The sequence below is a fragment of the Glycomyces salinus genome (assembly GCF_016428645.1).
Taxonomy (GTDB): domain Bacteria; phylum Actinomycetota; class Actinomycetes; order Mycobacteriales; family Micromonosporaceae; genus Glycomyces; species Glycomyces salinus.
Window position 1 is genome coordinate 114822 of record NZ_JAELXW010000010.1, and the last position, 12759, is coordinate 127580.

A 12759-nucleotide genomic window follows, 5' to 3' on the forward strand; every position below is an offset into this window, starting at 1 on the left:
TTCAAGGACCCCCGGTGTCTAGAGGCGGCAGGCGTCGATGTTGGAGGCCAGGATGCCGCGCGCGCCCAGTTCGTAGAGCGCGTCCATGACCCGGTGCAGGTCGCTGCGCTCGGTCATGGACTGCACGGCCATCCAGCCTTCCCGATGAAGCGGGGAGACCGTCGGCGACTCGATGCCGGGGGTCAGCTCGACGGCGCGTTCGAGCAGTTCGGCGCGCACGTCGTAGGCGAGCATGACGTAGGAGCGGGCCACCAGGACGCCGCGCAGGCGCCGCAGGAGCTGGCCGACCGGCCCGGTGGCGCCGTTGCCGGTCTTGCGGACCAGGGTGGCCTCGGACTTCATCAGCGGGTCGCCGAACACGGCGAGCCCGGCCTGCTTGAGGGTGGTGCCGGTCTCGACGACGTCGGCGATCGCGTCGGCCACGCCCAGGGCGATGGCGTTCTCGACCGCCCCGGCGAGCTCGATGATCTCGGCATCGACGCCGTGGGTGTCCAGGTCGCGGCGGACCACCCCCGGGTAGGAGGTGGCGATGCGGCGCCCGTCGAGTCCGGCGACCGAGTCGACGGTGCCGGGGCGGGCGGCGTAGCGGAAGGTCGAGCGCCCGAAGCCGAGGGCGAGGACTTCCTCGACCTCGACGCCGGAGTTGATGGCGAGGTCGCGGCCGGTGATACCGAGGTCGAGGTCGCCGGAGGCTACGTAGGTGGCGATGTCGCCGGGGCGCAGGTAGAAGAATTCGACGTCGTTGCCTTCGTCGATGACCTGGAGGTCGCGGCCGGACCGGCGTTGGCGGTAGCCGGCCTCGGTGAGCATGTCGATCGCGCCTTGGGACAGGGCGCCCTTGTTGGGCACGGCGATGCGGAGCATGTGGCTGGAGCCTTTCGGAGAGCGGACTAGAGGTACTTGTAGACGTCGTCGAGGCTGATCCCGCGGGCGATCATCATCACCTGCAGGTGGTAGAGAAGCTGGGAGATCTCCTCGGCGGCGGCGTCGTCCGACTCGTACTCGGCTGCCATCCAGACCTCCGCGGCCTCCTCCACGATCTTCTTGCCGATGGAATGCACCCCGGCGTCGAGGGCGGCGACGGTGCCGGAGCCCTCGGGGCGGGCGAGTGCTTTCTCGGAGAGTTCGGCGTAGAGCTGCTCGAAGGTCTTCACGTGCGGAATTCTACGTGTCCAGCGGGCGGGAACCGAGCCGCTACGCCCCAGCTCACGGCGGCGCACACCCTGAGATCTGCGTCGCACCGGGCCGGAGTGGCGGGCGGACCGATTTGTCGGAACTCAACTGGTTCACATGCTGGACATTAATTGGGTCGCATGCTCTAATTAACAAATCGATATTCCTGAATCGGGAATGCCGCAGATCGTCACGAAACGCGAACAGAAAGCAGTGCCCTCATGCGACGCAGATCTCTCCTTACCGCCGCGATCGCCGCCCCCCTCGCCACGGCCGGGGCCGTCGGCGGACTTCAGAGCGCCGCCCAAGCCGCCGCCTGGTCCTCCAGCGACCGGTGGGGCCAGTGGCAGGACGGCCCCTACACGCTCTACAACAACATCTGGGGCTCGGGCTACGGATACCAGTCGATCTGGGCGAACTCCTACAACAACTGGGGCGTGTGGGCCGACCACCCCAACACCGGCGGCATCAAGTCCTACCCGAACGTGTCATACACGCTGGGCCGCAACATATCCAACATGGGGAACGTCTCCAGCTCGGCGAACGTGTCCGTCCCGTCCGGCTGGGGCACGGCCTACAACACCGCCTACGACGTGTGGGGCAACGGCCACGACCACGAGATCATGATCTGGACGAACTGGACTTCGAACGTCGGCCCGATCGGCGGCTTCCAGACCAACGTCAACCTCGGCGGCCGAGGCTGGAGCTACTACCAGGGCAGCAACGGCGCGAATCCCGTCTACAGCTTCCTGGCCCACAGCCAGACCACGGACGGATGGGTCGACATCGCCGCCCACTGCCGGTGGCTGCGCGACACCGGCCGCATCGGCAACGTCCGCATCGACCAGATCCAATTCGGCTGGGAGATCACCTCCTCGGCCGGCGGCCACAACTTCAACGTCAACAGCTACTCCCTGTGGACGTGATCACCGGCCGCGTCCGCGGGCCGCGGCTCTCCCGCCTCACCGGGAGGCCGCGGCCCATTTCCTAGGTGAGTCGTCGAGTCAGGTGGACGGCCACTTCTTCGCCGGCTTCGCTCTTGCCGATGGCCTTGCACAGCGCGGCCCTGACCGGGAGCCAGTGCGGGCCCCCGCCCGAGGGCATGAGCGTCGCCGCGAACTCGTGGCCGTCCATCGTCCCTTCGACCTTGACGGCCCTGCGCGTGCCGAGCAGCTCAGCTGAGCCGGGCACCGTCAGGAACGTCGGGAACGCGCCGTCCTTCTCGATGGGGGCGGTGAAGGCGTGGTCGATCGCCGCTGGGAACTCACTCATGGGAGCTTCCTTTCTGTCGTCACCGATACGACGACCCGAGCGGCGCAGATTCATCGCACGGCCCGCAACGGCCGGGTCGCGCGGACCTTGCGCGCGTGTGTCCACTGCGGCATGATCGTTTCGATCCCGCCCCTCCCGACCGAAGGCCGCCATGACGACACTCCCGACGCTCCGGCCGCTCGCGCGCGGCCACCTCGTGGCCGCCTCGGCGGTGCTCGTCGCGGCGCTGGCGGCCACCAACGGCCGCTACGACTACCACCGCGACGAGCTGTACTTCCGCATGCTGGAACCGGCCTGGGGATACGTGGACCAGCCGCCGCTGACGCCGCTTCTGGCCCAAGGATCGATCGCGGTCTTCGGCGACAGTCTCTGGGCCGTCCGCGTCCCGGCCGTGCTGTGCATGGTCGCGGTGCTGTGGCTGGCCGCGCTGCTGGCGCGCGAGTTCGGCGGCGGCGAGGGGGCGCAGGCGCTGTGCGCTTGGGGCCTGTGCTTCGCGGGGGTGGCGGCCGCGTTCGGGCACCTGATGTCCACGGCCACCGTCGACCTGCCGATCTGGCTGGCGGTGATGCTGTTCGCGGTCCGGGCGCTGCTGCGCGAGCGGCCGCACTGGTGGCTCGCAGCCGGAGCGGCCGCGGGAATCGGGCTCTACAACAAGCACCTGGTGGTGCTGCTGGTCGCGTGCCTGGGGGTCGCGCTACTGGCCGTCGGGCCGCGGCGGGCCTTCGCCCGGTGGCAGCTGTGGGCGGGCATCGGCCTGATGCTCCTGATCGGGTCACCGAACCTGGTCTACCAGGTGGCCAACGACTGGCCGCAGCTCGAGATGGCCCGAGCGGTGGCCGACGACGGCGGCACCGAGGCCCGGATCCTGCTGCTGCCGTTCCAGCTGCTCCTGCTGGGTCTGTTCCTGGTGCCGATCTGGGTCGCCGGGATCGCGGCGCTGCTGCGCCGGCCCGAATGGCGGCCGGTTCGCGCCCTCGCCGTGGCCTACCCGGTCATGCTCGTCGTCGTGCTCGTCACCGGCGGCCAGATGTACTACCCGCTGGGCCTGCTGATCGCCCTCTACGCCGCCGGATGCGTCCCGGCCGCCGCGTGGGCGCGCACGGCCGACCGGCGCCGGACCCTGATCGTGGGCGTGGCGGCCAACTCGGCGGTCTCGGCGGTGATCGCGCTGCCGCTGCTGCCGGTCGGCGTCGTCGGCCACACGCCGATCCCGGCGATGAACTCCACGATCCCCGACCAGGTCGGATGGCAGACCTACGTCGACCAGATCGAAGCGGTCTACGCCTCGCTCCCTCCCGAGGAGCAGGCCGCGGCGATCATCCTGACCTCGAACTACGGCGAGGCCGGGGCGGTCGACCGGTACGGGGAGAACCTGCCGGAGGTCTACAGCGGGCACAACGAGCTGCACGACTACGGCCCGCCGCCGCATGACGCGACCGTCGTCGTGGGCGTCCAAGCGCCGCCGCTGCCGACGCCGCTGCTCCATCGGTACTTCGGCAGTTGCGAGGCCGTCGCGTACATGGACAACGAGGTGGGCGTCGACAACGAGGAGCAGGACCAGATGATCGTCGTCTGCCGCGACCCGGGCCGGGAGTGGGCCCAGATGTGGCCGGACTTCCGGCACTACGACTGAGCCCGCCCGCTCCTAGCCGAGGGAACGGATCGCCAGGGCCGCGCCGAGCGCGGCGATGACGGCCTCGTAGCCCTTGTCCTCGGTCGAGTCCGCGAACCCGGCCCGCGCGCGGGCCTGCTCCTGGTCGTCGACGGTCAGCACCCCGTGGGCGACCGGCGTCGACTCGTCCAGCGCCACGCGGGTCAGCCCCTCGGTCACCGACTTGCAAACGTACTCGAAGTGGGCGGTGCCGCCGCGGATGACCGTGCCGAGCGCGACCACCGCGTCGCAGCGGCGGGCCAGCGCCTGGGCGACCACCGGCAGCTCGACCGACCCGGCCACGCGGATCACCGTCGGCTCGACGGCCTTGGCGTCGGCGGCGGCGTCCAGGGCGCGGGCCAGCATCTGGTCGACGATCTCGGCGTTCCAGTCGGTGGCGACGATGCCGAGGGTCAGCCCCGAGGCGTCGGGGACCTTGATCTCGGGTGCTCCGTGTCCGGCCATCTCAGGCGGCCTCCGCGACGATCTTGGACGGCAGGCCCTCCAGCAGGTGGCCCATGCGGTCGCGCTTGGTGGTCAGGTAGGCGAGGTTGTCGGGCGTGATGTGGGTCGGCCCGACGACCCGGTCGATGACCTCGAGGCCCTGGCCTTCGATGCCGGAGCGCTTGTCCGGGTTGTTGGTCAGCAGCCGCATCGACTTGACGCCCAGGTCGGCCAGGATCTGCGCCCCGATCGCCCAGTCGCGGGCATCGGCGGGCAGGCCGAGCTCCAGGTTGGCGTCGACGGTGTCGCGCCCGGCGTCCTGGAGCTGGTAGGCCTGGAGCTTGTGGACCAGGCCGATGCCGCGTCCCTCGTGGCCGCGCATGTAGAGCACCACGCCGCGGCCCTCGGCCTCGACCGCGCTCAGGGCTGCCTGGAGCTGCGGACCGCAGTCGCAGCGCAGCGACCCGAAGGCGTCGCCGGTGAGGCACTCGGAGTGGACCCGGACCAGGACGTCGCTGCCGTCGCCGATGTCGCCCTTGACGATGGCGACGTGCTCGTTGCCGTCGTACACCGAGCGGTAGCCGACGGCGGTGAACTCGCCGGCCTCCAGCGGCAGGCGGGCCTCGGCCAGGCGCTTGACGTGGGTCTCGTTGCGCCGCCGCCAGGCGGCCAGCGCGGCGACGGTGATGAGCTTGAGGTCGTGCTCGTCGGCGAAGGCGCGCAGGTCGGGCAGCCGCATCATGGTGCCGTCGTCGTGCATCATCTCGCTGAGCACGCCGACCGGCTCCTTGCCGGCGAGGCGGGCGAGGTCCACGGCGGCCTCGGTGTGGCCGGTGCGGACCAGGACGCCGCCGTCCTTGGCGCGCAGCGGGACGACGTGTCCGGGCCGGGTGAGGTCGTCGGCGGTGGTCTCGGTGCCGGCCAGGACGTTGATGGTGCGGGCCCGGTCGGCGGCCGAGATGCCGGTGGCGATGCCGTGCCTGGCGTCGACGGTGACGGTGTAGGCGGTGCCGCGCGGGTCCTGGTTCTGCCCGTGCGCCGGGGGCAGTTGGAGCCGGTCGGCCCGCTCGGCGGGCATCGGCACGCAGATGTAGCCGCCGGTGTGGCGGATGGTGAAGGCCACCAGTTCAGGGGTGGCGTCCTCGGCGGCGAAGATGAGGTCGCCCTCGTTCTCGCGGCCCTCGTCGTCGGCGACGATCACGGGCTTGCCCGCCGCGATGTCGGCGATGGCGTCCTCGACGCCGTCCAGTCGGATGTCGCTCATCGGGCTTCCCCGTTTCCGTTCGCGCTCAGGAGCTTTTCGATGTGTTTGGCGGTGACGTCGACCTCGATGTGGACGGGGTCGCCGACCTGCTTGCGGCCCAGGGTGGTCGCTTCGAGGGTGGCGGGGATGAGGCCGACGGTGAAGTCGTCGCCGTCGATGGCGGTGACGGTGAGGGAGGTGCCGTCGATGGTGATCGATCCCTTTTCGACGACGTACTTGGCCAGGCCCTCGGGCAGACGGAAGGAGACTTCCTCCCATTCGGCGGCGGGGGTCCGGGCGGTGATCTCGGCGACGCCGTCGACGTGGCCCTGGACGAGGTGCCCGCCGAGGCGGGTGGTGAGGGTGGCGGCGCGTTCGAGGTTCACCCGGTCGCCGGGCGCGAGGTCGCCGACGGCGGTGCGCCGGTAGGTCTCGGCCATCACGTCGGCGGTGAGTACGTCGCCGTCGATCATCACGACGGTCAGGCAGCAGCCGTTGACGCTGATCGAGTCGCCGAGGGCGACATCGGAGGTGACGAGCGGGCCGCGGACGGACAGGCTCGATTCTCCGGTCTTGACGACCTCGCCGAGCTCCTCGACGATTCCGGTGAACATCGGGTGGTTCCCCCTACCTGCTGCTGTATCGGTGCGCACGCAGGCGGGGTGAGAGAATGCACGCGGGGCCGGGCGGTCTCCCGTGGCTCCGCGACGCGTCTGCTCCCATCCGGACTCTGACCGTCGGTCCCGGATTCTCACCGGGTCAACCGTCCGCTGGCTGCGGACGGGTCGCGGACTTGCGGCTCTGGAGCCGCTCACCGCCGGTTCGGAATTTCACCGACCCCGCTGACGCGCGATTGCTATCCAGAATTCTGCCACGGCCGCAAGTGAGAGGTCTCTATTCCGTGAGTGTTGTCTCACTCGGCGGGCTCGGGCGACCAGAAGACCGGGCGTCGGCCGCTCCCGGGCGGCCTGCCTTCGGCGAAGGCCACAAAGGGGCCCGAATGGGATTTCGCGACCGATTTGAGCGCGGTGGCCTCGGCGACCGCCTCGTAGGCGTCGGTGAAGCGCCTCCGCGTCGACAGCGCCACGCCGATCGAGAGGGTCGGGAGCCGGGAGCGGGTGACGCGCCGGTCGCGGTCGGCGTGCTCGATGTAGCCGCGCTCGACGTCGAGCGGGTCGCACAGCTCGCGGACCCGGACGGCGAAGTGGTCGTTGAGGAAGCCGGTGACGGCCTTGGCGTGCTCGGGGGCGCACAGGATGGTGAAGTCGTCGCCGCCGACGTGGCCCAGGAAGACCGGGGCGGCCCCGGCGTCGCCGGCGGCGGCGTAGACGCATTCGGCCAGGCCCTTGATGAACTCGTCGCCGCGCACGAAGCCGTAGACGTCGTTGACGGCCTTGAAATGGTCGATGTCGATGTAGCACAGAGCGAACGGGTGGCCGCGTTTGATCCAGGAGTTGAGTTCGCGCAGGATGCGGTCGTTGCCGGGCATGCCGGTCAGGGGCGACGACTCGCGGACCTCGCGGTGGCGGCGGATGGCCGAGTCGATGCGGGCCGAGACCTCGGCCGGGTCGAACGGCTTGGCGACGTAGTCGTCGGCCCCGGCCTTGAGCCCGGCGATCTTGTCGGCCGAGGTGGGCCTGGCGCACAGCAGGATGATCGGCAGGCTCGCGGTGGCGGGGTCGGCCCGCAGCTGCCGGGTCAGGGCGAGTCCGTCGATGAACGGCAGGTCGGCTTCGAGCAGCACGATCCCGGGGCGGCGGAGCGCGATTCCGGCCAGCGCCTGGTAGCCGTCGCGGGCCAGGGCCGTGTCGAAGCCGTCGGCGCGCAGCCGGGCGGCCAGGAATTCGGCCATCTCGGGGTCGGAGTCGGCTATGAGGACCAGTTCGGGGGGCGAGTTCGGCCCGCCGCCGGGGCGGTTCCGAGGCGAGGGGGGTGATGAGGACGGGGACATGCCGCGCTCATCGGGCGGCTTCGGCCAGGGCTCGCAGCCTCCGGCAGGCCTCGGCCGGATCGTCGGCGCCGAAGACGGCGGTTCCGGCCACGAAGGAGTCGGCTCCGGCCTCGGCTGCGGCGGCGATGGTGTCGTCGGCGATGCCGCCGTCGACTTCGATGCGCAGTTCCAGGTGGCCGCCGCGGGCGTGGTTGCGGGCGGTGCGGACCTTTTCGAGCATCTCGGGGATGAACGACTGGCCGCCGAATCCGGCCTTGATGGTCATGATCAGGAGCGTGTCGAACTCGGGCAGGAGGTCCAGGTACTCCTCGACGGGCGTGTCGCGGTCTATGGCGAGCCCGGCCTTGGCTCCGGCGGCCCGCAGCCGCTTGGCCAGGGTGACCGGGTCGGCGCTGGCCTCGGCGTGGAAGGTGACGTTGTAGGCGCCCAGTTCGGCGTAGCCGACCGCCCACCGCTCGGGGTCCTCGATCATCAGGTGGCAGTCGAGGGGGACGTCGGTGGCGGCCTTGAGGGACTTCACCACGGGCGGCCCGATGGTCAGGTTGGGGACGAAATGGTTGTCCATGACGTCGACGTGGAGCCAGTCGACGTCGTCGGCGACTCGGGCCCCGGCCTCGGCCAGCCGGGCGAAGTCGGCCGCCAGCAGGCTCGGAGCGATGACGGTGTCGGGCTGTGCCGCTTCGATCTGTGCCACACGCACAGTGTAGGTCGCACCACGGCGACACAGGCCCGACACCGGACGGGAAGTGAACTAAGCGGTGCATTCGACTGCGGGAACGGCGCTTTGGCCGCTGCCGATGAAGCCGAACGCGTTGCGGGTCTCATTCGATGAGATCGAGCCGTTCCAGCCGACGTCGTCGGCGGTCACGGTCGATCCGCTCTGGGACAGGTCGACGTTCCAGGAGCTGGAGACCGACTGGCCGGAGGGCCAGTCCCAGGTGAGGGTCCAGCTGTCGATGGACGCGGAACCGGCGGTGATGTGCACGTCGGCCTGCCAGCCCGAGCCCCAGTCGTTGACCACGACGAGCTCGGCGGTGCAGGCCGCACCCGGGTCGCCGGTGGGGTCGTCGGAGGACGGGTCGTCGGGAACGTCGTCGGTCGTGCCGGGGTCGGTCGGGTCGATGTCGCCGGGCCAGTCGGATCCGGCGTTCTGGGCCAGCTCGTAGGCGAGGTCGGGGATGAACTGGCCGGCCGAGCCGGCGCAGCCGTCGGCCTCGCCGGGCAGTTTGACCCACAGGAGGGCGTCGATGCCGTTCAGGCCGGGGCTGGTGGTCGGGTATTGGCCGATCGCGCGCCCGGGCGGGTCGCACCACTCGGCGTCGGAGGTCGGGCCGTTGCCGTTGCGGCTGGTGTCGATGACCGCGCCCTTGTCGGAACCGACGATGTTCTGGATCTGGTGGGCGTAGGAGGTCGACTCCTCGGTGGTGCGGTAGTTCGAGGTGTTCAGCGCGAAGCCGTCGGCGTACTGGATGCCGGCGCCTTGGAGGCGGCTGGCGGCCTCCCCGGGTTCGAGCCAGTCGGAGTTGCCGATGTCGAGGTAGACGTGTGCCTGGGAGGAGGCGCCCTTGAGCGCCTGGACGGCGTAGATCAACGACTGGTCGCGTTCGCTGCCCGCGCACGGGTGCGGGAGGGTGTCCGGTTCGACGATGATGTAGGCCGGGCCGGAGAGCCCGGCGGCGAACTGGTCGATCCAGTCGCGGTAGGCGCTATGGCTGGGCGCGCCGCCGCCGGAGTGGCCTCCGCAGTCGCGGTCGGGGATGTTGTAGACGACCATGACGGGCGCGGCCCCGTCCGCGGCGGCCTGGGAGACGACCGAGGCGACCTGACTCTGGATCTCGCCGGGGTTGTGGACTGCGAACCAGGTTCCGGCGGGGGTCTGGGCGATGCGCTCGTCGATCAGGGTGGCCCGGGAGTCGCCGGGATTCTCGGCCACCCAGTCGGCCGCTTGAGTGTTCGGGTTGGTCCACAGGGTCTCGCCCTGGGCGGACGCGTTCGGGGCCAGCAGGAGACCGGCGGTCAGGGCCGCGCCGGCGGCGCCGGCCAGCGCGGCGATCGCGGTGAGTCTGCGTCTTGGCTTCATCGTTACGCTCCTTCGAGGTCGACTCCACCGGTGAGGGCGGTGAAATTTATGTTCGTCGATTTATCGATGGTAGCGGTCCCATGCGATGATGTCGAGAGCAGGGTCGATCATTCGTCAGACGAATAACGTCAGGTAGTGCGGCGCAGCAGTGCCAGGAACATCGCGTCGGTGCCGTGCCGGTGGGGCCACAGCTGCGCGAACTCCCCTCGTTCGGCCTCGGGCACCACCGCGGTGATCGAGGCCGGTTCGACCGATTCGACCTCCGGGCGGCCCAGCGCCGCCGAGACGACCTCGACGGTCTCCTCGACTACCGGCGAGCAGGTCACGTACGCGATCACGCCGCCGGGCCGGACCAGTTCGACCGCCGCCGACAGCAGCTCGCGCTGGAGGACGGCGAGGCCGTCGATGTCGCCGCGGCGCTTGCGCCAGCGGGCCTCGGGGCGCCGCCGCAGCGCGCCCAGTCCCGAGCAGGGAGCGTCGACCAGCACCCGGTCGGCGCTGCCGGGGACGCCGAAGTCGCGGCCGTCGGCGGTGTGGACGGTGACCGGCAGGCCCTTGGCGGCCTTCGCGACCAGTTCGGCGCGGTGGGCCTGGACCTCGACCGCGTCGACGGCCGCGCCGCGCTGGGCGGCCAGGGCGCCGAGCAGCGCGGTCTTGCCGCCGGGGCCGGCGCACAGGTCGACCCAGGTCCGGTCCGGACCGCGCAGCGGCGCGTCGGCGAGCGCGGCGGCCACGAGCTGGCTGCCTTCGTCCTGGACGCTCGCGCGCCCGGTGGCGACGGCCTTGATGCGACCGGGGTCGCCGCCGTGCAGGTACACCGCGTACGGCGACCAGCGCCCGGCCTCCCCTCGGGCCTTGGCGGCCAGGTCGTCGCGGTCGATGCGCCCGGGTTTGGCGCACAGGTGGACCGGTGCGGCGTCGTTGTTCGCCGCCAGGGCCGCCGGAGTCTCGTCGGGGCCGAGGATCGACTCGAACTCCTCGACTATCCACTTCGGGTGGTTGTGGCGCAGAGCGAGGTCGGCGATGCGGTCGCCGGTGGACAGGCGGTCGATCCAGCTTTCGAGGTCGCGCGCGGCGACCTTGCGCAGCACCGCGTTGGTCAGGCCCGACACGCGCGGGCTGACGGCGGCCTTGACCAGGCCCACGGTGGTCGAGACGGCCGCGTGGGTGGGGATGCGCGTGTAAAGCAGCTGGTAGGCGCCCAGGCAGAGCGCGTCGACCAGGTCGGCCTGGAGCCGGTCGAGGTCGCGGCCGGAGGCGGCCTCGAGGATCGCCTCCAGGGTGCCGAGGCTGCGGAGGGTGCCGTAGGTCAGCTCGGTGGCCAGCGCGGAGTCCCGGCCGTCGAGGCCGGTGTTGGCCAGCAGTTTCGGCAGGACGATGTTGGCGTAGGCGTCTTCGGCGGTGACGGCTCGGATGACGTCGAAGGCGACGTGTCTGGGATTGGGCCGAGTCATTCGAACCGCGCTTCGGCGGTCTGGTGGCCGCGGCCCCAGGCGGCGGCGTCCATGCGTTTCTTTCCGGCGGGCTGGACCTGGTCGAGGCGGACCGGGTCGGTGGCGGTGCCGACGTGGACGCTGCGTTTGCCGATGGCGACCCGGCCCGGTTCCAGGTCGGGTCCGTCGGGGTCGACGGCGACCGGGCCGAGACGCAGGCGGGCGCCGTCGAACTCGGTCCACGCCCCCGGTGCGGGGGTGACGGCGCGGATGCGGCGGTCGACGGCGAAGGCCGGTTCGTTCCAGCGGACGCGGGCGTCCTCGACGGTGATCTTGGAGGCGTGGGAGACCCCGTCCTCGCTCTGCGGGCGCCCTTCGAGGAGGCCCGCGGCCAGGCCGTCGACGACTTCGACGGTGAGGCGGGCTCCGGCATCGGCGAGGCGTTCGAGGAGGTCGCCGGCGGTGTCGCGGGCGCCGATCGGTTCGGTCAGGCTCCCGTAGACCGGGCCGGTGTCGAGGCCCTGCTCGAGCTGGAAGACGCAGGCGCCGGTCATCTCGTCCCCGGCCAGGATCGCGTGCTGGACGGGCGCGGCGCCCCTCCAGGCCGGCAGCAGTGAGAAGTGCAGGTTGATCCAGCCCAGGCGCGGGATGTCGAGCGCGGCGGGCGGGACGAGCGCGCCGTAGGCGACCACCGGCACCAGGTCGACGTCGAGTTCGCGCAGGCGGTCAAGGAACTCCGGTTCGCGCGGCTTGGCGGGGGTGAGGACCTCGATGCCGTGCTCGTCGGCCCAGGCGGCGACGGGCGAGCGGGAAATCCTCCTCCCCCGGCCGGTCGGCGCGTCGGGCCTGGTCAGTACGGCGACCAGTTCGTGGTCGGAGGCGTGCAGCGCTTCCAGTGTCGGAAGCGCGACCTCCGGTGTTCCGGCGAAGACGATCCTCATTGTTTGAAGAACACACCCCTGCTCTGCTGCTGTTCGGTGTGGACGCTGGTGCGTCCGGCGGTGTACCAGTCCTGCTTTTCGAGGTCGGCGAGCATCTCGGCGCGTTGAGCGGGGTCGAGCCGGTCGATGTAGAGGCGGCCGTCGAGGTGGTCGGTCTCGTGCTGGATCATGCGGGCGAAGAAGCCCTCGCCGGGGAGTTCGGTCGGGTTCCCGTGCTGGTCGACGCCGCGGGCGACGGCCCTCATGCGCCGGGTGGTCGGGTAGTACATACCGCCGGGCAGGGACAGGCAGCCTTCGAGTTCGCCTTCTTGGAGCTCCTCGTCGGGCAGTTCGACGACGGGGTTGACGAGGTGGCCGCGGCGGCCTTCGAGGTCGTAGACGAACAGGCGCAGGCCGACGCCGATCTGGGGTGCGGCGATGGCGGCGCCCTGCTGGTCGTCGAGGGTCTCGTGCATGTCGGCGATGAGGGCGCGCAGGGCCGAGTCGAACTCGGTGACTTCGGCGCAGCGGGTGCGCAGCACCGGATCGCCGTACAGGCGCACTGGCTGGATGGACACTGTGGCCTACTTCC

14 protein-coding genes and 1 riboswitch are annotated in these 12759 nt (G+C 70.9%); of the genes, 2 read left to right on the forward strand and 12 right to left on the reverse strand.

Going from position 1 to position 12759, the window contains the following annotated elements; translation table 11 throughout:
* Positions 1-18: 18 nt before the first annotated feature.
* Entirely contained in the window at positions 19-864 is an 846-nt protein-coding gene (gene hisG, locus JFB92_RS04395; RefSeq protein ID WP_199035253.1) for an ATP phosphoribosyltransferase, read from the reverse strand.
* A gap of 26 nt (positions 865-890) precedes the next feature.
* Positions 891-1154 (reverse strand): phosphoribosyl-ATP diphosphatase, encoded by a 264-nt coding sequence (locus JFB92_RS04400; protein ID WP_199035255.1) that lies wholly within the window; start codon positions 1152-1154, stop codon positions 891-893.
* A 240-nt stretch (positions 1155-1394) separates the two neighbouring features.
* Between JFB92_RS04400 and JFB92_RS04405 the strand changes: the two genes are divergently transcribed.
* Positions 1395-2099, forward strand: a complete 705-nt coding sequence (locus tag JFB92_RS04405) for a GH12 family glycosyl hydrolase domain-containing protein (RefSeq protein ID WP_199035257.1) — start codon at positions 1395-1397, stop codon at positions 2097-2099.
* Between the two features lie 61 nt (positions 2100-2160).
* Here the strand turns inward: JFB92_RS04405 and JFB92_RS04410 are convergent, their stop codons facing one another.
* On the reverse strand, positions 2161-2445 hold the full coding sequence (locus tag JFB92_RS04410; protein ID WP_199035259.1) for a DUF1905 domain-containing protein: 285 nt from the start codon (positions 2443-2445) through the stop codon (positions 2161-2163).
* Positions 2446-2596: 151 nt separating this feature from the next.
* Between JFB92_RS04410 and JFB92_RS04415 the strand changes: the two genes are divergently transcribed.
* Positions 2597-4078 carry a glycosyltransferase family 39 protein gene (locus tag JFB92_RS04415; RefSeq protein ID WP_199035261.1) on the forward strand — a complete coding sequence of 494 codons (1482 nt, stop codon included), beginning with the start codon at positions 2597-2599 and terminating at the stop codon, positions 4076-4078.
* 12 nt (positions 4079-4090) lie between these two features.
* Here the strand turns inward: JFB92_RS04415 and ribH are convergent, their stop codons facing one another.
* The 9 genes from ribH to def form a co-directional block, all read right to left on the reverse strand.
* Positions 4091-4561, reverse strand: a complete 471-nt coding sequence (gene ribH / locus JFB92_RS04420) for a 6,7-dimethyl-8-ribityllumazine synthase (RefSeq protein WP_199035263.1) — start codon at positions 4559-4561, stop codon at positions 4091-4093.
* A 1-nt stretch (position 4562) separates the two neighbouring features.
* Complete coding sequence (locus JFB92_RS04425) at positions 4563-5804, reverse strand: bifunctional 3,4-dihydroxy-2-butanone-4-phosphate synthase/GTP cyclohydrolase II (RefSeq protein WP_199035265.1); 1242 nt, start codon at positions 5802-5804, stop codon at positions 4563-4565.
* A complete protein-coding gene (locus JFB92_RS04430; protein WP_199035266.1) occupies positions 5801-6397 on the reverse strand; it encodes a riboflavin synthase in 597 nt (198 codons plus the stop codon). Before JFB92_RS04430 ends, JFB92_RS04425 begins: the two co-directional genes overlap by 4 nt.
* Before the next feature lie 93 nt (positions 6398-6490).
* A riboswitch (FMN riboswitch) is annotated at positions 6491-6634 on the reverse strand.
* Positions 6635-6696: 62 nt separating this feature from the next.
* Positions 6697-7734, reverse strand: a complete 1038-nt coding sequence (locus JFB92_RS04435; protein WP_199035274.1) for a GGDEF domain-containing response regulator — start codon at positions 7732-7734, stop codon at positions 6697-6699.
* Between the two features lie 7 nt (positions 7735-7741).
* On the reverse strand, positions 7742-8419 hold the full coding sequence (gene rpe / locus JFB92_RS04440; protein WP_372451569.1) for a ribulose-phosphate 3-epimerase: 678 nt from the start codon (positions 8417-8419) through the stop codon (positions 7742-7744).
* A gap of 66 nt (positions 8420-8485) precedes the next feature.
* A complete protein-coding gene (locus JFB92_RS04445) occupies positions 8486-9814 on the reverse strand; it encodes a glycoside hydrolase family 6 protein (RefSeq protein ID WP_199035276.1) in 1329 nt (442 codons plus the stop codon).
* A gap of 128 nt (positions 9815-9942) precedes the next feature.
* Positions 9943-11307 (reverse strand): RsmB/NOP family class I SAM-dependent RNA methyltransferase, encoded by a 1365-nt coding sequence (locus JFB92_RS04450; RefSeq protein ID WP_372451570.1) that lies wholly within the window; start codon positions 11305-11307, stop codon positions 9943-9945.
* Positions 11265-12188 (reverse strand): methionyl-tRNA formyltransferase, encoded by a 924-nt coding sequence (gene fmt, locus JFB92_RS04455; protein ID WP_199035280.1) that lies wholly within the window; start codon positions 12186-12188, stop codon positions 11265-11267. The genes JFB92_RS04450 and fmt overlap by 43 nt, the downstream gene beginning before the upstream one ends.
* Positions 12185-12745 (reverse strand): peptide deformylase, encoded by a 561-nt coding sequence (gene def / locus JFB92_RS04460; RefSeq protein WP_199035282.1) that lies wholly within the window; start codon positions 12743-12745, stop codon positions 12185-12187. Before def ends, fmt begins: the two co-directional genes overlap by 4 nt.
* Positions 12746-12759: the final 14 nt, after the last annotated feature.

Excerpts from the sequence above, each read along its gene's own strand:
- JFB92_RS04415 (WP_199035261.1), top strand. The coding sequence starts at position 2,597 with ATGACGACACTCCCGACGCTCCGGCCGCTCGCGCGCGGCCACCTCGTG.
- JFB92_RS04410 (WP_199035259.1), bottom strand. The coding sequence starts at position 2,445 with ATGAGTGAGTTCCCAGCGGCGATCGACCACGCCTTCACCGCCCCCATC.
- JFB92_RS04405 (WP_199035257.1), top strand. The coding sequence starts at position 1,395 with ATGCGACGCAGATCTCTCCTTACCGCCGCGATCGCCGCCCCCCTCGCC.
- fmt (WP_199035280.1), bottom strand. The coding sequence starts at position 12,188 with ATGAGGATCGTCTTCGCCGGAACACCGGAGGTCGCGCTTCCGACACTG.
- hisG (WP_199035253.1), bottom strand. The coding sequence starts at position 864 with ATGCTCCGCATCGCCGTGCCCAACAAGGGCGCCCTGTCCCAAGGCGCG.
- JFB92_RS04430 (WP_199035266.1), bottom strand. The coding sequence starts at position 6,397 with ATGTTCACCGGAATCGTCGAGGAGCTCGGCGAGGTCGTCAAGACCGGA.
- JFB92_RS04435 (WP_199035274.1), bottom strand. The coding sequence starts at position 7,734 with ATGTCCCCGTCCTCATCACCCCCCTCGCCTCGGAACCGCCCCGGCGGC.
- JFB92_RS04425 (WP_199035265.1), bottom strand. The coding sequence starts at position 5,804 with ATGAGCGACATCCGACTGGACGGCGTCGAGGACGCCATCGCCGACATC.
- ribH (WP_199035263.1), bottom strand. The coding sequence starts at position 4,561 with ATGGCCGGACACGGAGCACCCGAGATCAAGGTCCCCGACGCCTCGGGG.
- JFB92_RS04445 (WP_199035276.1), bottom strand. The coding sequence starts at position 9,814 with ATGAAGCCAAGACGCAGACTCACCGCGATCGCCGCGCTGGCCGGCGCC.